Source organism: Rosenbergiella collisarenosi (assembly GCF_018494085.1).
Taxonomy (GTDB): domain Bacteria; phylum Pseudomonadota; class Gammaproteobacteria; order Enterobacterales; family Enterobacteriaceae; genus Rosenbergiella; species Rosenbergiella collisarenosi.
The window spans coordinates 124,633-145,609 of record NZ_JABBFP010000006.1; the positions used below are offsets into that span (position 1 = coordinate 124,633).

Consider the following 20,977-nt stretch of genomic DNA (forward strand, 5'->3'; position numbering starts at 1 on the left):
TCCCCCTATCGGTTAGGCGGGTAACCACTAAGGATACTTAATTGAGGCAGTGACCCCACCATCGATTAAGATATCGCTGCCGCTGATATAGGTTCCCTTGGGACCAAACAGAAATTCCGCCAGATCGCCAATCTCGTCCGGCGTCCCCCCGCGACCGGCTGGAGAGTTAGCCAGCATAGTACGGTAGTACTCCCCGCGCTCCGCACTGGTTAATTCGTCATACGCTAAGGGGGTATAAACAATACCGGCGCTAATACAGTTAATCCGCGCACCGCGTTTACCCCATTTCACGGCCTCAGAGATAACACGCAGCGCATTACCCCGTTTAGAGATTTGGTACGCATATAAACTGTCATCAATTTCTTTGATCCACGGCAGCTCGATCAGTTCCTCGGGCGGTAGCAGTGCTAACTCATCCGCCGTCTTTTGTGTCAGGGCATCAACGGCTAAACGGTGGCTAGATTGAGAGCCAATCACTACCCCCGATCCGCCCGGCGCGATCACTTTACCGAAAGCTTCTAGTACTACTGCGGTACCGTAAAGATCAACCTGTAATAAATGTTGCGCAGCCGATTGAGACGGGGATAGACCCGCGGTATGAATGACCCCTTTTACCTCGCCCAGCGCCGTGGCAGTGGTGACCAAGGCTTCGATGGAGGTACGAGAAGAAACATCCACATGGGCCGTACTTACCGCAAAGCCGGCTTTCTTTAAGCTCTCTTCAACCGCTTGTGCTGTCTCAATATTGATATCGGCGAGGAGAATTTTTTTACCCAGGCTGACGCGGCGTGCGATAGCTTGGGCAATAGACCCACTCCCGATGACAACAATAATGTCTGACATAGAATGACCTCGTTAGTCGCCTAGAGTGAGTAGTGTTTTGATCGCTTTTCGCTGATCCATCGCGGCATAGCCTTTTGCCACGTCGGCTATCGGCAGCACTAAATCGAACACTTTTCCTGGCTGAATTTTACGCGCTAAGGTTAATTCCAGTAGCTCAGGAAGGAAGCGTCTTACCGGTGCAGGACCGCCTAACATGCCCGATTGGGCGAAAAACATCTTCTGTCCATCGAAGGTAACGCCGTGCGGTACACCAACATAACCGATCATACCGCCAGGCCGGACAATACTGGTGGCTTGCTGCATCGACTGCTCCATCCCCACACACTCTAGGACCGATTCCGCACCGATCCCTCGCGTCAGCTCCATCACCCGAGCAATCCCTTCCTCGCCGCGTTCTGCGACAATATCCGTCGCGCCAAACTCTTTCGCTAAGGCTTGGCGTGAGGGATGGCGACTCATGGCAATAATACGTTCCGCACCGTAATGTTTCGCCGCAATCACCGCCATTAAGCCTACCGCCCCATCGCCGATGACTACGGCGGTGGAACCCGGCGTGACTCTCGCCGCATCGGCCGCATACCAACCGGTCCCCAATACATCAGAAACCGCTTGGAGATCAGGGTAGAGCGAGGGATCAGGTAAGTGGTCGAGGCCAACTAATGTCCCGTCTGCTAACGGAATGCGGGCATAGGGGGCTTGGGCACCGGTCATAAACTCACGTTGCTGACAAGAGGATTGGAAACCATATTGGCAATGCGGACAGGTATTGTCTGATAGACAGAATGACCCGACCACGAATTGTCCTTTTTTAACCGTTTTGACTTCACTGCCAATCTCTACCACCACGCCGCAATACTCGTGGCCCATCGCTTTTGGGCCATCGAAATCCCCGTATCCGCGATAAGGCCAGAGATCGGACCCACAGATGCTGGTCACAGCCAGTTGAATAATGGCATCTGTTGGCGCAATTATTTTCGGGTCCGCGACTTCTTCGTAACGGACGTCGCCCGCACCATGCATCATCGTTGCAAACATTATTATCTCCCAGTTGGTGAGTGGTTGCTCAGCGAACAGCGCTTACCTGATATACGTCGTTTGTCATCACGGCGTTGTCGCTGGCGGGGAAAAGACCGACTAAAGTGTGTCTATGATCAACGCACGGATCGGCTAACCCGTTTTTGTGCTGATAAGGGTGGTCGCCGACCGCCCGGCCGTCATCCTCTCGACAATCTGGCTTCACGCTTCGAAAGTATGCAATGCAGTAGCGGACCGTCGTGAGTCAATGATGGCAACAAGAGTGAAAACAGACTAGAGGTCGAATAACGAATGACGTTATCAATTCAATTCATTAATCACTACCACGTGGCGGGTAGCCAGCCGCCAATAATTAATCGTATCACCGGCTAGCAGAACGTAAAAAAATCTTATAAATTACTTAAGTGATAAAGAACCGAATAGATATAACAATAAAGAATAATAAGATGCGCCACTGAGAGAGTCAGGACTCGCTCAGTCCGGTAAACGCCCTGTTTAGCAAGGAATAAAAATGAAAAAAACGTTGATAAGTCTCTTATTCACCGCATCGCTGACCACGCTCTCGGCACACAGTGCGACGCCGCCGAATACCTTAGTGGTCGCGCAATCGCTGGATGATGCGATCAGCTTTGACCCCGCCCAGGGCTTTGAAACTTCCACCGTCCAAGCCTTTACCAACTTGTACCAGCGTCTACTGCAATCTGATCCTGCTCACCCCGTCGATCTCCGTCCAACGCTTGCCAGTAGCTGGAAAGCTGGCAGCGATAATCGAAGCTTGACCTTCACCTTACGAGACGGAGCCACGTTCGCCAGCGGTAATCCGATCCGTCCTGAAGATGTTATTTTTTCATTGTCCCGTGTGATTAAGTTAAATTTGGAACCCTCGTTCGTTCTGACGCAACTTGGTTGGAATGCAAAAAATATCGATAACCAGCTGACCAAAACCAGTGCTAATCAGGTAACACTACATTGGGACGCCGCGGTTAGCCCAGCCTTTGTGCTTAGCTTACTCTCTGCGCCGGTTGCTTCTATCGTCGATGAAAAAGAAGCGTTAAGTCACCAAGTCAATAATGATCTGGGGCATCAGTGGTTATCCAGCCATTCCGCGGGCAGTGGACCTTATCAAATTCGCCGCTATGTTCCTCATGAAGTGCTATTGATGACGGCTAACCCGCGCTCGCCAGCCGGCGCACCAAAGCTCAGCACCCTACTGATTAAAAATGTTCCCGAAGCGGCGACACGCCGTCTAGTAATTGAACAAGGGGATGCGGATATTGCACGTAACCTAGGGAGCGATCAGTTCAGTGCCCTGCAACATAAGCCAGGTGTTACCCCAGTCTCCGTACCTATCGCCTCGCTTTACTACCTGCTGTTTAACACGCAATCTTCAGCGACGCTTAAAAATCCCGCCTTCTGGGAAGCCTCGCGCTACCTGTTTGATTACGATGGGATTGCCAACGGCTTATTGAAAGGGCAATTCTCTATCCACCAATCGTTCCTACCCAGTGGCTATTTAGGCGCCCTCAATGATACCCCATACACCTATAATCCCGAGAAAGCGAAAGCGATCTTAGCCAAAGCGGGCCTCTCCAATGTCTCTTTTAAAGTCGTGGTCAACAACCAACCGCCTTATTTGGATATTGCCCAGGCGCTACAAGCTAGCTTTGCAAAAGGTGGAGTAAAAATTGAGTTAATTCCAAGTCTAAGTAGTGAAGTTACCGCTAAGATGGCGAGCCATCAGTTCGATGCTACCGTCACCTCGTGGGGGCCAGACTATTTCGATCCGAATACCAATGCCGCTGCCTTTGCCACCAACCCAGAAGATGGCAGCAGTACACTTGCCTACCGCGCTGGCTGGCATATCCCTGAGTTAACCGCTGATACGCATAAGGCGGTGGCCTTAACGGATAACGCCCAACGCGCGGCACTGTATGAGAAATTACAGCGTCAAGTACAGAAAAGCTCGCCTTATGTTATTGGCCTGCAAGCCCACCAGCTGATCGCGCTACGCAGCAACATTAAAGGGTATCAGCAAGGGATGAACCCTGACATGGTTTATTACAGTCAGGTAACGAAGTAATGGCAGGGTCTGCGTCCACCTCTGGTCGCAGCATGCCGGTCAGGCGGCTTATACAGCGCCTGACGGGTAATCTTTTTTCACTGATGATTACCCTGCTCGGCTTGTTGGCGTTTACCTTTACCTTATCCCACCTTTCGCCGGTCGATCCGGTTTTACAGCTGGTGGGGGATCACGCAACGGCATCCACTTATGCTCAGGTCCGCCATCAATTAGGGTTAGATCACTCGCTCCCTGTCCAGTTCTGGCATTACCTACAGCAGCTCGCCCAGGGTCACCTTGGCGTTTCGCAGAGTACAGGCCAACCGGTCGTCGATGATCTGTTACGCACCTTCCCGGCAACCTTTGAGCTGGCGACCTGCGCCCTCATCCTCGGGGCCAGCTGTGGCATCGGTCTGGCGCTGGTATCGGTGTGGCACCCTAAAAGTTGGCTTGACCATATTGCCCGGGTCATTTCTTTATTGGGCTATTCTGTTCCCGTCTTTTGGATCGGTTTACTTGGATTATTACTGTTCTATGCCGGACTCCATTGGTCGGCGGGGCCGGGGCAGCTCGACGATCTCTACGTTTATACGTTAGAACCGAGAACCGGTCTGGTCATCATCGACAGTTGGTTATCCGGTGATCGCGAGATGTTTATCAATGCGTTGCAGCACCTATGGTTGCCGGTGGTGATCCTCGGCTTACTCTCGATGGCCTCGATCACACGGCTGCTTCGCGCGGCGTTATTAGAAGAGAACAGTAAAGAGTACGTGACGCTTGCACGGGCCAAAGGTGCCAGCCGCTGGAGAATTGTCTGGCATCATTTACTGCCTAATACACGCGGAACCCTGATTACCGTCGTCATGCTCTCCTACGTATCCTTACTGGAAGGCGCAGTATTAACCGAGAGCGTGTTCGCTTGGCCAGGATTGGGCCGTTATCTGACCAATGCGTTATTTGCGTCAGATATTCCTGCCATCTTGGGAGCAACCCTAGTCATAGGAAGTTGCTTTATTATCATCAATGCCCTAACCGATGCGTTAGTTTGGCTTACCGATCCGAGAACACGATGACTGACACTTCCTTACCGCTTCGCGCGGTCCGACGTGATAAGCGCCGATGGTTACTGATCATCGGCTATAGCCTGTTGGGGTTACTTATCGCCATGGCGCTGTTTGCCCCTTGGGTGTCGCCTTACGACCCCAATGCACAGGTCATGGCCGACCGGTTACTGCCGCCAGATAGCCACCACTGGTTTGGAACGGATGGCTTTGGCCGCGACTTACTGTCGCGCGTTATTTATGGTACACGACCCACTCTCCTGTTAGTGGTATTTATTCTGCTCCTGACCGTGCCGGTCGGTGTGACGGTGGGCATTGCTGCCGGCTATTTAGGGGGTTGGGTCGAACGTATCTTAATGCGCATCACCGATATCTTTCTCGCTCTACCGAGCTTAGTGATCGCCCTGGCCATGGTCGCTGTACTGGGACCCAGTATTTTAAACGGCGCGCTGGCTTTGGCGCTGACCAGCTGGCCGCCGTTTGCTCGACAAGCCCGTGCGGAGACGCAGCAATTAAGACGTAGCGATTACTTAGCGGCCGCTAAAATGCAAGGAATTCAGGGATTACCCTTGATGTTTGGCCATCTGCTACCGCTTTGCTTACCCAGTGCGGTGGTCCGAGCAGCCTTGAGTCTTGGGGGAATTATTTTATCCGCCGCCGGCTTAGGCTTTCTGGGAATGGGAGTCCAACCCCCCACCGCTGAGTGGGGGTCGATGGTGGCAGAAGGCGGTAAAGTGATTTTTGACCAATGGTGGGTCGCGGCGGCACCCGGCGGAGCGATTCTTCTGGCGAGCTTAACCTTTAATTTCATCGGTGACGGTCTACGAGACCGCTTGGACAGTCGCAATGACAGCTAACGCTTCCCCTTTTATTATTGCTGATAGGCTCACCATTGGCCTACCTGAAGACCGTCCCTTAGTCGACGGTATCTCTTTTGAAATCGGAAAAGAGCGGGTAGCGTTGGTGGGAGAGTCCGGCTCTGGCAAATCGCTGACTGCCCGCAGTTTGATGGGACTGCTTGCCCCATCACTGAGCCTTAACGCGTCGCAGCTCTCCCTCGCGGGTAACGATATACGCCATCTTAAACCGTCACAATGGCAGTCGCTACGCGGCGGAAAAGTGGCGATGGTGATGCAAGACCCGAAATATGCCCTGAATCCCTCTAAAACCATCGGTTGGCAGGTGGAAGAGCCCTTAATCTTGCACCGCAAACTCTCCCGCCGTCAGCGCCAAGAGAAAGTATTAGCGATGCTCGAAGCGGTCGGCTTAACGAACCCGCAACAACTTATTAAGCGCTACCCTAATCAACTCTCCGGGGGAATGGGACAGCGTATTATGCTGGCCATCGCCTTGATAACCGATCCCGAGTTCCTAATTGCCGATGAGCCAACGTCGGCCTTAGACCATGCGATGCGTGATCAAGTACTGTCGTTGATACAAGACCTGGTGGCGCAGCGCGATATGGGATTGTTACTGATTAGCCATGACTTACAGCAGGTCGCAGACCACTGCCAACGGGTCATGGTGATGTATCAAGGGCAAATTCTCGACCGCTTGGCGGCAAAGGATCTTGCACAGGCGACCCATCCTTATACCCAAACGCTCTGGGCCTGTCGACCGAGCCTAGCAACTAAAGGTAAGCGCTTACCCACACTCGATAGAGCAGCATTGGAGGGATATTCATGAGTACGATCACCTTAGACCACCTCAATGTTTCTCACCCTCAGGGATATCAGTTACGGCAAGTGGTTCAAGATGTCAGCCTAACGGTGGAACCGGGTGAATGTTTCGGGCTGGTCGGGCCTTCCGGCTGTGGAAAATCGTCGCTACTTTGGGTAATGGCAGGTCTTAATCCTCACTGGAGTGGGGATATGGTGTTAGCGGGTACTCACGTACAACCCGGTTCGCCTTTTACCGGGCAACTACGTCGCGACGTCCAGATGGTGTTCCAAGATCCCTATGCCTCCTTACACCCTCGTCACCGTTTACGCCGCACCCTCGCAGAACCGTTAAAGCGGCTGGGTTTCGATAATATTGATGACCGGATAGCCCAAGGCTTCCAGCAAGTCGGCTTAGCCAGCGCGCTGATTGACCGCTATCCTCACCAGCTGTCAGGGGGCCAACGGCAACGGGTCGCCATCGTGCGGGCGCTCCTCCTCGAGCCGAAAATCTTGCTGCTTGACGAGCCAACCTCTGCGCTGGATATGTCGGTACAGGCGGAAATATTGAATTTACTCAATCAATTAAAAGCGCAGCAGCAGTTGACGATGGTGCTAGTGAGTCACGACCCAGATGTGATCGACCATATGTGTGATAGGTCGGTCACTATGCAGGCAGGCCGGATTGCTCACCTTAGTTAAAAATTAGCTTTAGATATCACTTAAAACGAATGTTCACCACGATAGTTCGTCCCTATACTCCTAATAACGCATCGTTATTAGGAGGCTTTACGAGTGAAACCTTATCTTACGTTATTCCTTGCTACCCTCTTTTCCTCCGCCAGTTACGCGGCAACCCCGTCAAATAGCTTAGTGGTCGCGATTCCGCTTGATGGGATTATTAGTTTCGATCCTGCGGAGAGTTTTGAAACGGTGAGTACCAGTAGTTTGGTCAATCTGTATCAAGGTTTAGTCAGTGCCGATCGTAATCATCCCCAACAGATTGTCCCAGCAGCGGCGGCGAGTTGGACGGCCGGTAGTCAGCCGCATAGTCTGCGCTTTACCTTAAAACCGAATCAAGCCTTTGCCAGCGGTAATCCACTGACTGCCGATGATGTGATCTACTCGTTAAGCCGAGCTGTAAAATTGAATAAAGCGCCCGTCTTTATTTTGGGGGAGTTTGGATGGAGCCCAGAAAATATCGATGCCTCATTACAAAAGATCAGTAACACTGAAGTCGAGATTCGCTGGCAGAGCGATATTGGTCAAGATCTTGCCCTACGTTTGCTGTCCGCTCCCGTCGCCTCGATCGTTGACCATAAGTTAGTAAGTGAGCACCAACAAGCTGGGGATTACGGGAATAACTGGCTTAAAAATCATTCCGCAGGTAGCGCTGCCTACAGTATCCAACGTTATGTTCCGCAACAAGCCTTATTATTAGAAAAAAATCCGCACAGCGCTATTCAGCCAAAGATAGCGCAAGTGTTATTAAAAGGTGTACCTGACGCCAGTGCTCGCCGGTTATTACTCACGCAGGGCGATGCCGATATCGCCTATGGATTAGGTGCCGATCAGTTTGCGGCGCTACGCCATACCGCGGGGGTTAAGGTGGCCAGTTTCCCCTCCAGCCTAATTTATTATCTCGCCTTCAATGCGCAAGATAGTCAGCAACCTGCTTTAGGGAACCCGGCTTTATGGCAAGCGGCGCGCTGGTTAGTGGATTACGCCTCTCTGTCACAACAATTACTGAAAGGACAGTATCAGGTCCATCAATCCTTCTTACCGGTAGGATTTGATGGGGCGTTAGAGAAAACACCTTTCACCTTAGATGTTGCGAAAGCGAAGCAGATCCTGACCAAGGCCGGGATAAAACCCGGGACCACCTTCACGCTCTCCTTTACCAATCAACCCCCCTATAGCGATATCGCTCAAGCACTACAGGCCAGCTTCGCCCAAGCCGATATTCAGATTAAGCTCCAGCCAGTGCCTGAAGCCGAACTTTGGGGCAAAATGCGCAGTCGCCAGTTCCAATCTATTTTCGCTTATTGGGGGGCGGATTATATCGACCCCAATACCAATGCCAGTACCTTTGCCTATAACGTACCGAATGGCCCCAAGACCTTGGCGTGGCGAGTGGGTTGGTCAATTCCGCAACTCAGTGAACTGACACAGCAGGCCGCGGCAACCAGCGATGCGGCAAAACGTCGAACGCTCTATCAGCAGATTCAAACTAGCGTCATGCAAGACTCTCCGTTTGTTGTCGCGTTACAGGGCGCACAGCAAGTGGGGTTACGCAGTAATATTGAGGGAGCACAGCAGAGTTTGGGCGTCAGCATGCTCTATTTTGATCAGATTACGAAATAGCGAGGCAAGTTAAGGGGGGGATGGCGTGAATGCCCCCCTTTCAGACTGATGGCGTTAGCCGTTACCTCTAAATTCAGGGTATAAGCTCATGCCGCCATCGATAAAGAGTGTCGATCCGTGAACGTAGTCAGACAGGTCGCTGGCCAGCCAAACCACTGCATTCGCCACATCCTCTGATGCGCCGATACGCCCGTAAGGAATTAACTCCAATAGCTTTTTCGCCGCGTCCCCTTCGGTGTTGTCGGCATTAATTGCGGTCGCAATCGCTCCGGGAGCAATCGAGTTCACCCGGATTTGCTCTTCGCCGACCTCTTGCGCGATACTGCGCATCAACAGATCCACCCCGCCTTTTGATGCAGCATAGTTCACATGACCCGCCCACGGGATAAGTTGGTGGACAGAGCTGACATGAATAATTTTGCCATTGGCACGACTAACCTGACGCTGCCCCTTCTGTTTACGAAACTGCAGCAGCGCCGCTTGTGCCGTCAGAAATTGACCCGTCAGGTTTACATCAATCACTTTTTGCCAATCTTGCAGTGTCATATCACCAATCGCCGCATCTTTTTGCAGCCCGGAGTTTGCCACTAGGATATCTAGCCCACCAAAGTGTTCAACGGCTTGAGTAATCAAATTGTTCACATCGTCTTGAGAGGAGACATCACCCTGCACCGCAATGGCTTGACCGCCCTGTTGACGAATTTCCTCAGCCAGCTTTTCGGCAGGCTCGGCTTGGCTATTGTAATTAATCACGACACTGGCTCCGGCGGCAGCCAGTCCTTTTGCACAGGCATAGCCTAGACCGGAACTCGCACCGGTGACGAGGGCGACTTGCTTAGCTAACGATATTTGCATCTTTACTCCTCGACGATACGTATTTTATAAAATGACTGAATCTAGTATAGGACAGTACAGCACGTTCATCAGTGTTACGGAGGAAAAGAAACCTAAATTAGGCAAAGCGGGGTAACACTATGGAGAAATATAGTGGGATAAGCTTATCGGGGCGAAATGTTTTGCAACCGTTCCGCCTCAATGCCTCAGTCAGACTTTTTTATGGTGCGACACGCCTGGCGTTAGCTCACCAAGAGAGACAAACCTTACCAAAGTGAGCTCCGCCTTCTAAATGCTCGAATGCCTTCGTCACGTCAGTATGCTCAAAAACTGTATCGATAATCGGTTTTTGATTGATCGCTTCTAACGCTTTGACATAATCGATCTGATCTTGGCGACTGCCCACAATTAATGATTCTAAGCGTACTTGCTTTGAGAGAATCTCCATCATTGGCAGCACAACCTCATTACCGGAAAGAACGCCAATAAGAGAGATATGGCCGCCGACTTTAATGGCTTTCAGTGACTCCGCCATCGTCGCAGGTCCCCCTACTTCAACAATATAGTCGACTCCGCAGCCCCCTGTCATGGCTAAGACTTGCTCTCCCCACTGAGGGTGAGTTTTATAGTTAATTGTGCCATCGGCACCTAATTTTTTTACCTGCGCTAGTTTAGCGTCAGAAGAAGAGGTGACAATCACTTTCGCCCCTGCACCTTTCGCCAGTTGTAACGCGGCGATAGAGACTCCCCCCGTACCTTGTACGAGCACCGTACTACCTGCTTTTAAGCGGCCATTTTTAATCAACGCACGCCAAGCAGTTAATCCTGACGTAGTAATCGTCGATGCTTCAACATACGACCACCCCACGGGCGCGTGAGTAAAAGCTGAGGTATCGCGCACGACATATTCGCTCGCCATACCATCAATTCCATCCCCTGGGGTATGAGAAAAATCACTGACTGCGGAGGTCGGCGCTCCATTCAACCAGTTAGGAAAAAACGTCGACACTACGGTATCGCCCTTAACAAATTCGCTGACACCTTCGCCAACCTCCTCCACCACTCCTACGCCGTCGGAAAGTAAAATCCGTCCTTCCTGCGTGGGTATGAGTCCCTTTACAACCATTAAATCATGGAAATTTAGAGAGTTAGCTTTAATAGCAACACGAATTTGCCCTTTTAATGGTTTTCCTGGGTCATTACTCGGGAGGGTTTGAATATTCTCTACGCCAAATGGATTGTTTATCGTAATGGTTTTCATCTTATTTCACCTCGCTGATGATAGTAATAGAGATATCGAAAATATGGATATAAGGTATACATCACAATCATCATTAAGACGTACGAACAATTTTGTTAGTGAGGAGAATCATGGATATTATTAAATCATCTCGTTACCATACTTATGATCGCGCTGCCTGTGCTGTAGAAGCGACGTTAGAATTAATCAGTGGAAAGGGGAAAGGGCTTATTCTGTTTTATCTCGCTAATGAACCGCTTCGTTTTAATGAATTGGAGAAGAGGTTTTATCCCATATCAGCCCGTACTCTCACGAAACAATTACGTGAATTAGAATATTTTGGACTCATACTTCGTGAAGTGTCGGCAGAAACTCCCCCAAAAGTTGAATACAGTTTGACGATGGCAGGTCGCTCCCTAAAACCATTGATTGATCAACTTGAGCGTTGGGGTAATGAGCATGCCATAACATTGATCACCAATGCGCGGAATCAAGAAAGAGGATGATGGTTTACAACCGTTAAATAAGAAGGAGAAACTCCTCCTCGGCTCGAAGTGAAGGCAGTGATTACCTCAAGCCAAACAGTCATCATTATTCGCTATTCAAACGAATAGTCTCGATAAGTGACGTCCCAAACATCTCGCCATGACTCAACCCTGGATAGGTCTTAATGGATATATTCAACCCTCGTTGAGTAAGTTGCTTTACCGATTCGCTTAACGATACGATGTGAGGATGAGGAATATTATCAACCTTATCTTCACCCTCCATAAAAAGCATCGATTTACTGTTCACGGTATTTTTAGCCATCTCAGCCAGCATGGATCGATAGCCTTGACTTAATGAAGGGCTTGCGGAAAAAAAATGGGTAAAGCAAGAAGCATGCAAATAGCTATCAATAACAAACAGTCCACCGTAGGAGTGGCCCCACAAAGCACGCTGCGCTGGGTTGATAGGCAATGAATCTTCACTTAACGGAATAATTTTTTGCTCAAGTAACGACCTAAATACGGTACTTCCTCCGCCAACTCTTCCTCGCTCCATAGGGGAGCCATTCGCTGATCCCTCTGTAGCAAGTGGCGTATAATCGTAAGTTCTTGCTTTAAGATCAAAGGGTAGAGGGGTGTTATAACCGATAAAAACTAATACCGGTGGGCGTTTATCGGATATCTCCTTTAAGAGAGTTTCAGAAATACGACTGAGGCTCGAATTGCCGTCCAACAGATATAAAATAGGGTAACCTTGTGCAGGGGCCTTTTTCTTCGGTACCGCGACCCAAACTTTATAGTGCCGCTGTGCGTCAATCGACGCTAACTTAATGACTCTAAAGGTGTAATACTGCGATCCCGTATCGGCAATTGATGGGCCTAGAGGAGCCATGTTCGGCCTTGCGAAGCTACCCGGTAAATGTACCAAGATAAAAAAGACTAGAACGATCGATTTTTTAAAGTAGCCCAATATAAGACCCTCGATAATCTGTAATAGTTAGTTTTTTAGTATTTACATTTCTTTATTACTCTCTTTTTTTACGATTATTGTTCTTAATGACGTGTAAAGTGAGACCCTAATGGATCGATCAGGCGAAATTGATTCATCCAAACTGCTGCTGGTGACGCTTTTTACGCTGCAGATAGTCATCATCCTCTCTAAGCTGATCCCAAGACTGTTTAAAAATCTTGGCCGCTGCGGCTTTCTCTTCGTTAAGTTGATAAGGCAATATCTCGCGGTTTTCGTCATATTTTTTACCACCAGGATGATTCGCATAGCGCCTAGCGCGGGTATACCCCATCTGGATAAATTTACGCGCCATGTCCATTCCCACGAAATCGTCTTGTTTCCGATACTCTTCAAACAATTGCATAATTTTTTTGGCCGAGGCCGTCGCGCTTGCTACATCTTTAAAGCGCCAATATGGAAGAATTTCACTTTTATAAGGCTCTACCATCAAGACGCCCTGTTCTCCACGCCCTACCTGATAACGCTCTGGCTCTTTTCGAAAATCGATAGTTGAAAAATCTTGCTCATAATTAAATTTTTTCATCCTCAGACGTCCTATCGCGAAAAATGGTTCCTTGAGTATAGCGGTTCATCGTAATCGCTCGGCCGTACCTTGATGAAAGTAGAGTTGCCAACCTGCATTGTCCTGCCAAAGCCAATAGGAGGAACGTAATGTAACCTCACTGCCGTCACTAAGGCGAGTTCGATAAGTTAGCAACGCGCTTTCAGGCGTCGGCTGTGTGAGGATAAAGTTATCGCTACTATAGTGAGGGATTTCAGCCTGTTGAAGTAGAGCCACGATTGTCTGTGTACGATCGACAATTAATCCCGAGCGGGTTATTTCTCGAAAATCCTTATGGAGAATCGCGTCCAACCACTGCGGATCCTTACGTTGTTTGCCTTGTAAGGCTAGCTCAAGCTGCTTAAGCGTGTCGATCATCAGTGATGTCCTCTGCCGATTGACGAGTAAGAGTGAACGCTATGCGGCTCTATCACCCTTATTCCGTAAACTCGCTGACTTATCGTCGTTATTTTATGCTAGGTTAGAGATTAACAACACGTTAACGTTTGGCAGGCGATATGGCAATAATCGAAGAGGGGCAAGAAAAAAAATCTCCCCCTATATTGGCCGGATGGATAAACCGATTTATTGGCGTACTCATTTTCAGCGGCTCGTTACCGGCGACGAAACTCGCCATCGCCGGTTTCAATCCTTTATTCTTAACCTTCTGTCGTGCATCGATTGCTGGAGCTATCGCAGTGCTACTCGTGACAGGGTTAAGAGAAAAAGTCCCTCATCGCACACACCTCGGGTCGTTGTTGATTGTTGCCTTGGGAGTCGTAATCGGCTTTCCTCTGTTAACGGCAATGGCGCTTAAATCGACCAGCGCGTCGCACTCTATTGTCTTCTTAGGCTTACTCCCTTTAATGACCGCTATCTTTGGCGTACTTCGCGCAGGTGAGAGGCCACAAGCCAGTTTTTGGCTATTCTCCTTGCTAGGTAGTGGATTAGTGGTGGGTTACGCTCTATTACAAGGCGCATCACTATTAATGTCCGGCGACTTACTGATGCTAAGCGCCATTATCGTTTGTGGATTGGGTTATGCCGAGGGAGCGAAATTATCGAGGATACTGGGGGGATGGCAAGTGATCTGCTGGTCGCTAATTATTGCGCTACCCTGCATGCTCTTCGCCACTTATGCCACGCTCCCCCAGCATTTCGCGGCTATCACCACGACCTCATGGCTGGCGTTAGGCTACGTGTCGTTATTCAGTATGCTGATCGGTTTTATCTTTTGGTATAACGGGCTGGCAATAGGCGGAATTACTGCCATCGGTCAATTACAACTGCTTCAGCCTTTTATCGCTCTGGCACTCTCTGCGCTACTGCTCCATGAAAAAATCACCTTTACGATGCTGCTAGTGAGTGTAGGAGTGATTCTCTGTGTCATCGGCGCGAAGAAATTCGCTAAGCGATAATCGGTTAAGGAGAAAAAATAATAATGACCGTTAAGATAGGCGTGTTAGCCGGTATGGGGCCGCGTTCAACTGCACCGTTTATCGATTTACTCATCGACGAATGCCAACAGCAATATGGCGCGACTCATGATATCGATTTCCCTGAAATGCATATGATTTCTTTACCCACTCCTTTCTTTCCCGGGCAAGCGCTAGACGACCAGGCCATGATCGAGACTTTACAGCGAGGTATCAACGATCTCGTCAATCGTCAGGTTAATGTCATCGCAGTCCCCTGTAATCTTGCACACTGTTACTTTCCTCATTTACAGCAAGCCGCCGAGGGGATTCCCCTATTACATATCGCTGAAACGATCATCCCGGCTCTCCCCTACGGCCCAGCGCGTATCGTATTACTCGCCACCGAACCGACGTTAGAAGCCGGTTTCTATCAAGAGATCTTAGGCCGAGCAGGAAAAGAGGTGATGGACTCAAGCGTTCTGCGTAATAAAGTCACGGCACTCATCGCAATGATCAAAGCCGAAGGCTTTTCCGCCCCGTCGGTCATTCAGTTGTGGCGTGAGTTACTAATCGTGATTATCGCAATGCAAAGCACCCATGTTGTCATCGCTTGTACCGACCTAAGTCCTCTCTTGAAGAGTGTACCGGTCGAGGGATTGGCCTTTATCGATACAAGTCAGTCTCTCGCGAAGGCAACGATCAGCGTTTATGTTCAAGCAAAAGATGAAAAATAGAGGAATGAGTGATGTCGCAATGTGAAGTATGGAAAAAGAAGTACCCTGATGCGCAAGCTTGGGGTTTTGGCGATAGTCCGCAGATGGCCGACGAGTTAGCGGCATTAGTCGTAAAAGGCGTCAAGACAGCCTCTTGCGGTTCACTCACGTCCTACGAGGCTGACCCCTTAATACCAAGGATCGGGAGTTATCATATTATTCTAAACGGCCAAGGTGATGCGGTCTGCGTGATTCGGATTATTGCACTTCGTTTATGGGGATTTTCGCAGGTGACGCAAGAGCTGGCCTATAAGGAAGGAGAAGGCGACCGCAGCCTTAACTACTGGCGCAGAGAGCACGAGGCGTTCTTTCGCCGCGAAGGATGCTTCAGCGAGACTATGGAACTTGTCGCCGAAGAGTTCGAACTTGTGGAGATACTCTAGCCAATTATTATTTGTTTTAAGAGTAGTTTAGCCCGAGGAAACCTAATATCGCCGCAGACAGACGATTTGTCGTCACTGTACTGCGTAGATAACCCTCTCGGGGGAATGATTGGCGCAGGATCTCTCCAATAACGGTAACGTTGATGCTAAATTTAACGTTACCGTTCACTGCCACGGAGGTACTGCCAGATATCGCAGGCTTAAGATAAAAGCAATCACCCCTTGAGGGTCTTTAGGCTTGAGAAAAATGACGAACGGAACACGTTATGTCTTTGATTTATTTTTATAAATTATCTTCCTCCTCCTCGACCATGGTTCAGGATATTATTGATGAACGTTGTAATATCCGCCTCACCGGTACGGTGAATTACCTCAATGACAATATTTTATCGGAGTATATCTAAGGAAAAAACCAGGGCGGTTTTTATTTAATTACTACGGTTACCTACCCATCAACACACTGGTTATTATTTTTATATCATAAAAAAATAATAATATCTTAGAACTAGATTCATCATCAATAATATTTTTTTGCAAAAAAATGGTCATCGCTAACATATTGACGTTGATCACATTAATCTTAGGCCACTATTTTTTAGCACCATTTGTTAAAGTTACAGCTAATTAATAGTATAAAAAATAAAGAGTTTCTCCACCTCCTATCTTTTATCAAGTTAATTAGATAAGTGGTTTCTTTAATTATAGTAAAGACATGAAAACAATCAGTTTTTGAAAGAAAGTCGTTACCCTTAATACAATAGTTAGCAATGCTATTTAGATCTATAAAAAACTGATTAAACTTAAAGGTTTATATTCATACTTGACAAGTTATAATAAACCTAAAAAAGATACATCATTCAGTTTAAAAAATTACTCGCACCTCCTTTCTACTAACTATTTAAAATATTTTATGGTTATATTAATAAAATTAATAGCCATTATAATTTTTCAATAGTCAACGCTTTTTATTGGTGAACAAAGGAAATACATACACCCTATATAGTTAACATACGTAGCAATATTTTATATTATAATTAAGGAGTTTTTATGAATTTTTTTAAAAAAGGTATCCTGACTACTGGTTTGATGGGGTTCGCGGGTTTATGCGTTGCGGCAACCCCCACTATGGGCTGGAAAATAGAATCATCTGAACCGGTAAACCAAATTACTTTTGGTATAAAGATCAACGCTGCTGCCCCGGTGGATGAGTTTTATTTTGCTAACCAGTTCGGTTTTACTGGAGGAGGAGGTATTGGTTACACAGGTATTCAGCCAACTAAAAATACCAAAAATGGTAAACGCCAGTTTATGGTGCTATTCAGTAGCTTTAGAAAAGACACCTCTACCAATTTTGAAAATTGTAAAGGTGGGGCCGATGGAGCAAAAGCCGGTGCAACCTGTCGACTTTACATTCCTGGTGAACTGGGGGATACGTTCTTATTTAAAGTTAAGAAAGAGGGGCAGGTCCTGACCGGAACAGCGGTAAACACGACCACGGGCCGTGAAGATGTTATCGGTGTATGGAAAGTGGGAGAAAATGCCGGTAATTTGGCTGTCTCGCAGAGTTCATGGATCGAAAATTATAAAATGAATAATTCCAATTATCATCTTACTTGTGATAACAAAGGCTGGCCTTATTACGAAGTGAAATTCCTGCCACCAACTGGTAACGATGGAAAATTAAACGGAACTATCTCTACTTTATCCAGGGGTTCGGACGCTTGCCCTGGAGCGATCACCTGGACTCACGATGAGACCGGAACACTGGTCAAAGGAGGATTTAAATAGTCCTAAACGTTTATGATTAAGCGGCGTCCAGCAAGTCAGTGTTTGCTGGACGGTGTTCGTTGTCGATGAGGTGATTCACTCATTGAATAGGACTCAGAAATGAAGAAGATCATCATTCTTATGGCGGCAGTATTTGCGCTTTCGGCTTGTGACAAAACCTATACAGTTTCCGATTTCCGAGCAGATAAAGATCTCATGAGAAAATACGTCGCGAAATGCAATAACGGTGAATTGGATGCAAACAGTCTCGTTTGTAGCAACGCATACAAAGTCCGTGATACCCAAGAGATGGACAGTCTTAAAAAATAATTGTTCGAAAGATTACGTGGCCAAAGCCCTTCTGTTACGAAGCCATTAGGCCACATAATCAAAAATAGAAGGGCTGATATGGACTGGCATTTGGTACAAAAAATTTTGGTTGGATTAGCGGTGATAACTACAATTTGGTTGAGTTTCAGACCCCAGAAAAGAAAACAACATGCAGATCCTACCATCGCTGAGGCTGACGAACGTGAGCGATACGTATGGCGTTATGCAAGATGGGCTGCACGGACGATACAGTTTATATTTTTCGTATGGATGCTATCGATGGTGATGAGTTTTATTTTGACGTAGTACGCGTAATAGAACATAAGACCCTCTATTACGAAGCGCTTCGGCTGGCAATATAGCGAAGCGTCACTTACTATCAGAAGACTATGGATATAAACCTTCTTGGCTTTATGCCAGCACTTCTTCCTATCGCGCTTTCACCAGGAGCAAGCTTCACTCTTGTCATGAGCAGTGCTCTTTCTGGCGGCCACAAAGGACTACTCAGAACTCTTGCCGGGACAGCTTTGGGGATATACACCCATGCGGTCCTCATAGGGCTTGGTATAACGGCAGTAATCATCTCTTCTCCGACAACATTTGCTGTCTTGAAAATTTCAGGAGTCGCCTACCTTCTCTGGCTAGGAACAGTGCTCATCCGCAGCGGTATAAGGGCAAATTCCGTAACTATTGCTGAGACAAAATATTCGGTAACGTTAAGAGAAGCGTGGATCGCAAACGTCTTAAATCCCAAAGCCATCATTTTTTACCTGACCGTTGTTTCACAGTTCGCAGGAAAACAGGGGGGAATTAGCAACTATCTGATACTGGCATCCGTACATATAATGGTCATGAGTGTCTGGCTTTTAGCAGTCAGTCGGACGTTGGTCTTTTCAGTAAAAAAAACAAATCCCTTGATACTAAAAAAATACGTCAATATTGCCGGCGGAATTCTACTTATTGTCTTTTCTTTACACACTCTAATCCGTTGATAGCTCCACTCCCTGACTCGACTTCATTTAACATAAGTCAATCTTACGTGCACCGCTCAAACGCCCTCAGAGCGATTCTAGGGCGTAACGGATAACCACACCGTGTTACCCCCTCAAAACGCCTTAGAATCGCTTAGATGAATTCTGAGTCTATGAATCGTTATGCATCCAATTAAGCAGCGGATGATTTCAGGATGAATTGATCACCGAACCCACAAAACTAGGTCAGTTTACCTCTTTGAAAACAGTAAAGAGGTAAGACTAACCAGCATAACTGAGCTTTTTCTTTTAGAACTATTTTGTCATCCCACAGGGTAAGCCTATCACTCTACCGTTACCGATTTCGCTAAGTTACGGGGTTGATCGACATCTGTCCCTTTAATTAGCGCAATATAGTAGGAGAGTAATTGCAGCGGGATGGTATAGATGATCGGAGCAAGAACATCCTCGACATGCGGTAGAGGAATAATTTTCATATTCGGGCTGTCGCTAAAGCCTGCGTCTTGGTCGGCGAAGACATAGAGCAAGCCACCACGGGCGCGTACTTCTTCAATATTGGACTTTAGCTTTTCCAGTAGTTCGTTATTCGGTGCAACGATAATTACCGGCATATCGGCATCGACTAGCGCCAGCGGGCCGTGTTTTAGCTCGCCCGCCGCATAAGCTTCAGCATGGATATAGGAGATCTCTTTAAGCTTTAACGCTCCTTCCATCGCGATAGGATATTGATCGCCGCGACCTAAAAATAGCGCATGGTGTTTATCTGAGAAGTCTTCTGCCAAGCTTTCGATATTTTTATCTTGCGAGAGGATCTGCTCGATACGCCCCGGCAGGGCTTGTAGCGCATGGATAATCTCATGCTCGACCGTTTCTGGCTTGCCATTCAAGCGCGCCATCTGCGCCACCAGCATTAACAAGACGGTTAATTGAGTCGTGAAGGCTTTCGTCGAGGCAACTCCGATTTCGGTGCCAGCCTTGGTCATTAACGCCATATCCGATTCGCGTACCAGAGAGGAGCCATTAACGTTACAAATGGTCAACGCACCTAAATAACCGATCTCTTTGGACAAGCGAAGCGCCGCGAGGGTATCGGCCGTTTCACCCGACTGCGATAAGGTGATCAGTAAACTGTCAGGACGGACGACCGATTTACGGTAACGAAACTCTGACGCTATCTCGACATCGCAAGGCACGCCAGCGATCGCTTCAAACCAGTAACGCGACACTAATCCTGAATTATAAGAGGTACCACAGGCGACGATTTGAATATGCTTAGCGCGAGCAAGCAACGCTAGGCCGGCTTCGCCTAATTCACTCAGGTCGATCTGCCCGTCATGAAAACGCCCTTGCAGAGTATTTTTGATGGCAATCGGCTGCTCATAAATCTCTTTTTGCATATAGTGACGATAAAGGCCTTTATCTCCGGCATCATATTGCGCAGAAGACTCAATCACCGCACGGGTAACCGGCGTTTCATCACGTTGGAATAGGGAGACGGTACGACGAGTAACCTCAGCCACATCACCTTCTTCTAAAAAGATAAAGCGGCGGGTCACGGGTAATAATGCCAGCTGGTCAGACGCCACAAAATTCTCACCGACCCCCAAACCAATCACTAGGGGGCTACCTGAACGGGCCGCCACCAGTACCGAGGGATCGTTGCTATCCATAATGACCATGCCATACGCGCCACGCAGTAGTTTGATCACGCGCTGAACCACTTCACGTAGCGTTCCACCATACTTTTTCTGCTGCTGATGGACTAAGTGAGCAACCACTTCGGTATCTGTTTGCGAGGTGAAAGTATAGCCATCGGCCAGAAGCGCTGGGCGTAATTCATCGTGATTCTCAATGATACCGTTATGTACCAATACAATATTATGGGATACATGTGGGTGAGCATTCACTTCGGAGGGAACACCGTGCGTTGCCCAACGTGTGTGCGCTATCCCTGTGCCTCCAGCGACTGGTTGCTGCTCCACTGCGTCTGCTAACGCTTGCACCTTACCTAAACGGCGCACTCGCGTTAAATGACCTTGCTTATCTACTACCGCCAAGCCAGAGGAATCATAACCGCGATACTCCAAACGGCGTAAACCTTCTACTAAAATTTCAGCAATATCACGTTGTGCTACCGCACCCACTATTCCACACATAATGT

At 48.3% G+C, this 20,977-nt stretch carries 22 protein-coding genes; 14 read left to right on the forward strand and 8 right to left on the reverse strand.

Going from position 1 to position 20,977, the window contains the following annotated elements; translation table 11 throughout:
• Positions 1–27: 27 nt before the first annotated feature.
• On the reverse strand, positions 28–843 hold the full coding sequence (locus HGT70_RS10990; protein WP_214195849.1) for an SDR family oxidoreductase: 816 nt from the start codon (positions 841–843) through the stop codon (positions 28–30).
• A 12-nt stretch (positions 844–855) separates the two neighbouring features.
• The gene (locus tag HGT70_RS10995) at positions 856–1,878 is read right to left on the reverse strand and encodes a zinc-dependent alcohol dehydrogenase family protein (protein ID WP_214195850.1); all 1,023 of its coding nucleotides are present in this window, start codon (positions 1,876–1,878) and stop codon (positions 856–858) included.
• Between the two features lie 511 nt (positions 1,879–2,389).
• Between HGT70_RS10995 and HGT70_RS11000 the strand changes: the two genes are divergently transcribed.
• From HGT70_RS11000 to HGT70_RS11025, 6 genes are all read left to right on the forward strand, one after another.
• Positions 2,390–3,958, forward strand: coding sequence for an ABC transporter substrate-binding protein (locus HGT70_RS11000; RefSeq protein WP_214195851.1), 1,569 nt, complete (start codon positions 2,390–2,392; stop codon positions 3,956–3,958).
• Positions 3,958–5,010: an ABC transporter permease gene (locus HGT70_RS11005; protein WP_214195852.1), complete on the forward strand. Its 1,053-nt coding sequence runs from the start codon at positions 3,958–3,960 to the stop codon at positions 5,008–5,010. The genes HGT70_RS11000 and HGT70_RS11005 overlap by 1 nt, the downstream gene beginning before the upstream one ends.
• Entirely contained in the window at positions 5,007–5,855 is an 849-nt protein-coding gene (locus tag HGT70_RS11010) for an ABC transporter permease (RefSeq protein ID WP_214195853.1), read from the forward strand. Before HGT70_RS11005 ends, HGT70_RS11010 begins: the two co-directional genes overlap by 4 nt.
• Positions 5,845–6,684, forward strand: coding sequence for an ABC transporter ATP-binding protein (locus HGT70_RS11015; RefSeq protein ID WP_214195854.1), 840 nt, complete (start codon positions 5,845–5,847; stop codon positions 6,682–6,684). The genes HGT70_RS11010 and HGT70_RS11015 overlap by 11 nt, the downstream gene beginning before the upstream one ends.
• Positions 6,681–7,358, forward strand: coding sequence for an ABC transporter ATP-binding protein (locus tag HGT70_RS11020; RefSeq protein ID WP_214195855.1), 678 nt, complete (start codon positions 6,681–6,683; stop codon positions 7,356–7,358). The genes HGT70_RS11015 and HGT70_RS11020 overlap by 4 nt, the downstream gene beginning before the upstream one ends.
• 93 nt (positions 7,359–7,451) lie before the next feature.
• Entirely contained in the window at positions 7,452–9,020 is a 1,569-nt protein-coding gene (locus tag HGT70_RS11025; protein WP_214195856.1) for an ABC transporter substrate-binding protein, read from the forward strand.
• Positions 9,021–9,074: 54 nt separating this feature from the next.
• On the opposite strand, the gene HGT70_RS11030 is transcribed toward HGT70_RS11025, so the two are convergent.
• Both HGT70_RS11030 and HGT70_RS11035 read right to left on the reverse strand, forming a co-directional pair.
• Complete coding sequence (locus HGT70_RS11030) at positions 9,075–9,875, reverse strand: SDR family oxidoreductase (protein WP_092676923.1); 801 nt, start codon at positions 9,873–9,875, stop codon at positions 9,075–9,077.
• A 226-nt stretch (positions 9,876–10,101) separates the two neighbouring features.
• On the reverse strand, positions 10,102–11,115 hold the full coding sequence (locus HGT70_RS11035; protein WP_214195857.1) for a zinc-dependent alcohol dehydrogenase family protein: 1,014 nt from the start codon (positions 11,113–11,115) through the stop codon (positions 10,102–10,104).
• Between the two features lie 110 nt (positions 11,116–11,225).
• On the opposite strand from HGT70_RS11035, the gene HGT70_RS11040 reads away from it, so the two are divergent.
• Positions 11,226–11,600 (forward strand): winged helix-turn-helix transcriptional regulator, encoded by a 375-nt coding sequence (locus HGT70_RS11040; RefSeq protein ID WP_244968914.1) that lies wholly within the window; start codon positions 11,226–11,228, stop codon positions 11,598–11,600.
• Positions 11,601–11,685: 85 nt separating this feature from the next.
• Here the strand turns inward: HGT70_RS11040 and HGT70_RS11045 are convergent, their stop codons facing one another.
• The 3 genes from HGT70_RS11045 to HGT70_RS11055 form a co-directional block, all read right to left on the reverse strand.
• A complete protein-coding gene (locus HGT70_RS11045) occupies positions 11,686–12,552 on the reverse strand; it encodes an alpha/beta hydrolase (RefSeq protein WP_214195858.1) in 867 nt (288 codons plus the stop codon).
• 133 nt (positions 12,553–12,685) lie between these two features.
• A complete protein-coding gene (locus HGT70_RS11050) occupies positions 12,686–13,135 on the reverse strand; it encodes a DUF4385 domain-containing protein (protein WP_214195859.1) in 450 nt (149 codons plus the stop codon).
• A 45-nt stretch (positions 13,136–13,180) separates the two neighbouring features.
• Positions 13,181–13,531 carry a nuclear transport factor 2 family protein gene (locus tag HGT70_RS11055; protein WP_232526925.1) on the reverse strand — a complete coding sequence of 117 codons (351 nt, stop codon included), beginning with the start codon at positions 13,529–13,531 and terminating at the stop codon, positions 13,181–13,183.
• Between the two features lie 146 nt (positions 13,532–13,677).
• Here HGT70_RS11055 and HGT70_RS11060 point away from each other — a divergent pair, with 146 nt between their 5' ends.
• The 7 genes from HGT70_RS11060 to HGT70_RS11090 all read left to right on the forward strand — a co-directional run bounded on the left by HGT70_RS11060 (position 13,678) and on the right by HGT70_RS11090 (position 18,816).
• A complete protein-coding gene (locus HGT70_RS11060; protein ID WP_241576518.1) occupies positions 13,678–14,571 on the forward strand; it encodes a DMT family transporter in 894 nt (297 codons plus the stop codon).
• A gap of 23 nt (positions 14,572–14,594) precedes the next feature.
• On the forward strand, positions 14,595–15,305 hold the full coding sequence (locus HGT70_RS11065) for an aspartate/glutamate racemase family protein (protein ID WP_214195861.1): 711 nt from the start codon (positions 14,595–14,597) through the stop codon (positions 15,303–15,305).
• An 11-nt stretch (positions 15,306–15,316) separates the two neighbouring features.
• Positions 15,317–15,727, forward strand: a complete 411-nt coding sequence (locus HGT70_RS11070; protein ID WP_214195862.1) for an ASCH domain-containing protein — start codon at positions 15,317–15,319, stop codon at positions 15,725–15,727.
• A 266-nt stretch (positions 15,728–15,993) separates the two neighbouring features.
• The gene (locus HGT70_RS11075; RefSeq protein ID WP_214195863.1) at positions 15,994–16,131 is read left to right on the forward strand and encodes a hypothetical protein; all 138 of its coding nucleotides are present in this window, start codon (positions 15,994–15,996) and stop codon (positions 16,129–16,131) included.
• A 643-nt stretch (positions 16,132–16,774) separates the two neighbouring features.
• On the forward strand, positions 16,775–17,515 hold the full coding sequence (locus HGT70_RS11080; protein WP_214195864.1) for a hypothetical protein: 741 nt from the start codon (positions 16,775–16,777) through the stop codon (positions 17,513–17,515).
• A gap of 99 nt (positions 17,516–17,614) precedes the next feature.
• A complete protein-coding gene (locus HGT70_RS11085; protein WP_214195865.1) occupies positions 17,615–17,824 on the forward strand; it encodes an EexN family lipoprotein in 210 nt (69 codons plus the stop codon).
• A gap of 389 nt (positions 17,825–18,213) precedes the next feature.
• Positions 18,214–18,816, forward strand: coding sequence for a LysE family translocator (locus HGT70_RS11090; protein WP_214195866.1), 603 nt, complete (start codon positions 18,214–18,216; stop codon positions 18,814–18,816).
• Positions 18,817–19,139: 323 nt separating this feature from the next.
• Here the strand turns inward: HGT70_RS11090 and glmS are convergent, their stop codons facing one another.
• Positions 19,140–20,972, reverse strand: a complete 1,833-nt coding sequence (glmS, locus tag HGT70_RS11095) for a glutamine--fructose-6-phosphate transaminase (isomerizing) (protein WP_214195867.1) — start codon at positions 20,970–20,972, stop codon at positions 19,140–19,142.
• Positions 20,973–20,977 lie beyond the last annotated feature (5 nt).

What these genes read in the sequence shown, in the direction of transcription:
- HGT70_RS10990 (WP_214195849.1), bottom strand. Translation starts at nt 843, where the DNA reads ATGTCAGACATTATTGTTGTCATCGGGAGTGGGTCTATTGCCCAAGCT.
- HGT70_RS10995 (WP_214195850.1), bottom strand. Translation starts at nt 1,878, where the DNA reads ATGTTTGCAACGATGATGCATGGTGCGGGCGACGTCCGTTACGAAGAA.
- HGT70_RS11000 (WP_214195851.1), top strand. Translation starts at nt 2,390, where the DNA reads ATGAAAAAAACGTTGATAAGTCTCTTATTCACCGCATCGCTGACCACG.
- HGT70_RS11005 (WP_214195852.1), top strand. Translation starts at nt 3,958, where the DNA reads ATGGCAGGGTCTGCGTCCACCTCTGGTCGCAGCATGCCGGTCAGGCGG.
- HGT70_RS11010 (WP_214195853.1), top strand. Translation starts at nt 5,007, where the DNA reads ATGACTGACACTTCCTTACCGCTTCGCGCGGTCCGACGTGATAAGCGC.
- HGT70_RS11015 (WP_214195854.1), top strand. Translation starts at nt 5,845, where the DNA reads ATGACAGCTAACGCTTCCCCTTTTATTATTGCTGATAGGCTCACCATT.
- HGT70_RS11020 (WP_214195855.1), top strand. Translation starts at nt 6,681, where the DNA reads ATGAGTACGATCACCTTAGACCACCTCAATGTTTCTCACCCTCAGGGA.
- HGT70_RS11030 (WP_092676923.1), bottom strand. Translation starts at nt 9,875, where the DNA reads ATGCAAATATCGTTAGCTAAGCAAGTCGCCCTCGTCACCGGTGCGAGT.
- HGT70_RS11035 (WP_214195857.1), bottom strand. Translation starts at nt 11,115, where the DNA reads ATGAAAACCATTACGATAAACAATCCATTTGGCGTAGAGAATATTCAA.
- HGT70_RS11040 (WP_244968914.1), top strand. Translation starts at nt 11,226, where the DNA reads ATGGATATTATTAAATCATCTCGTTACCATACTTATGATCGCGCTGCC.
- HGT70_RS11050 (WP_214195859.1), bottom strand. Translation starts at nt 13,135, where the DNA reads ATGAAAAAATTTAATTATGAGCAAGATTTTTCAACTATCGATTTTCGA.
- HGT70_RS11055 (WP_232526925.1), bottom strand. Translation starts at nt 13,531, where the DNA reads ATGATCGACACGCTTAAGCAGCTTGAGCTAGCCTTACAAGGCAAACAA.
- HGT70_RS11065 (WP_214195861.1), top strand. Translation starts at nt 14,595, where the DNA reads ATGACCGTTAAGATAGGCGTGTTAGCCGGTATGGGGCCGCGTTCAACT.
- HGT70_RS11070 (WP_214195862.1), top strand. Translation starts at nt 15,317, where the DNA reads ATGTCGCAATGTGAAGTATGGAAAAAGAAGTACCCTGATGCGCAAGCT.
- HGT70_RS11075 (WP_214195863.1), top strand. Translation starts at nt 15,994, where the DNA reads ATGTCTTTGATTTATTTTTATAAATTATCTTCCTCCTCCTCGACCATG.
- HGT70_RS11080 (WP_214195864.1), top strand. Translation starts at nt 16,775, where the DNA reads ATGAATTTTTTTAAAAAAGGTATCCTGACTACTGGTTTGATGGGGTTC.
- HGT70_RS11085 (WP_214195865.1), top strand. Translation starts at nt 17,615, where the DNA reads ATGAAGAAGATCATCATTCTTATGGCGGCAGTATTTGCGCTTTCGGCT.
- HGT70_RS11090 (WP_214195866.1), top strand. Translation starts at nt 18,214, where the DNA reads ATGGATATAAACCTTCTTGGCTTTATGCCAGCACTTCTTCCTATCGCG.
- glmS (WP_214195867.1), bottom strand. Translation starts at nt 20,972, where the DNA reads ATGTGTGGAATAGTGGGTGCGGTAGCACAACGTGATATTGCTGAAATT.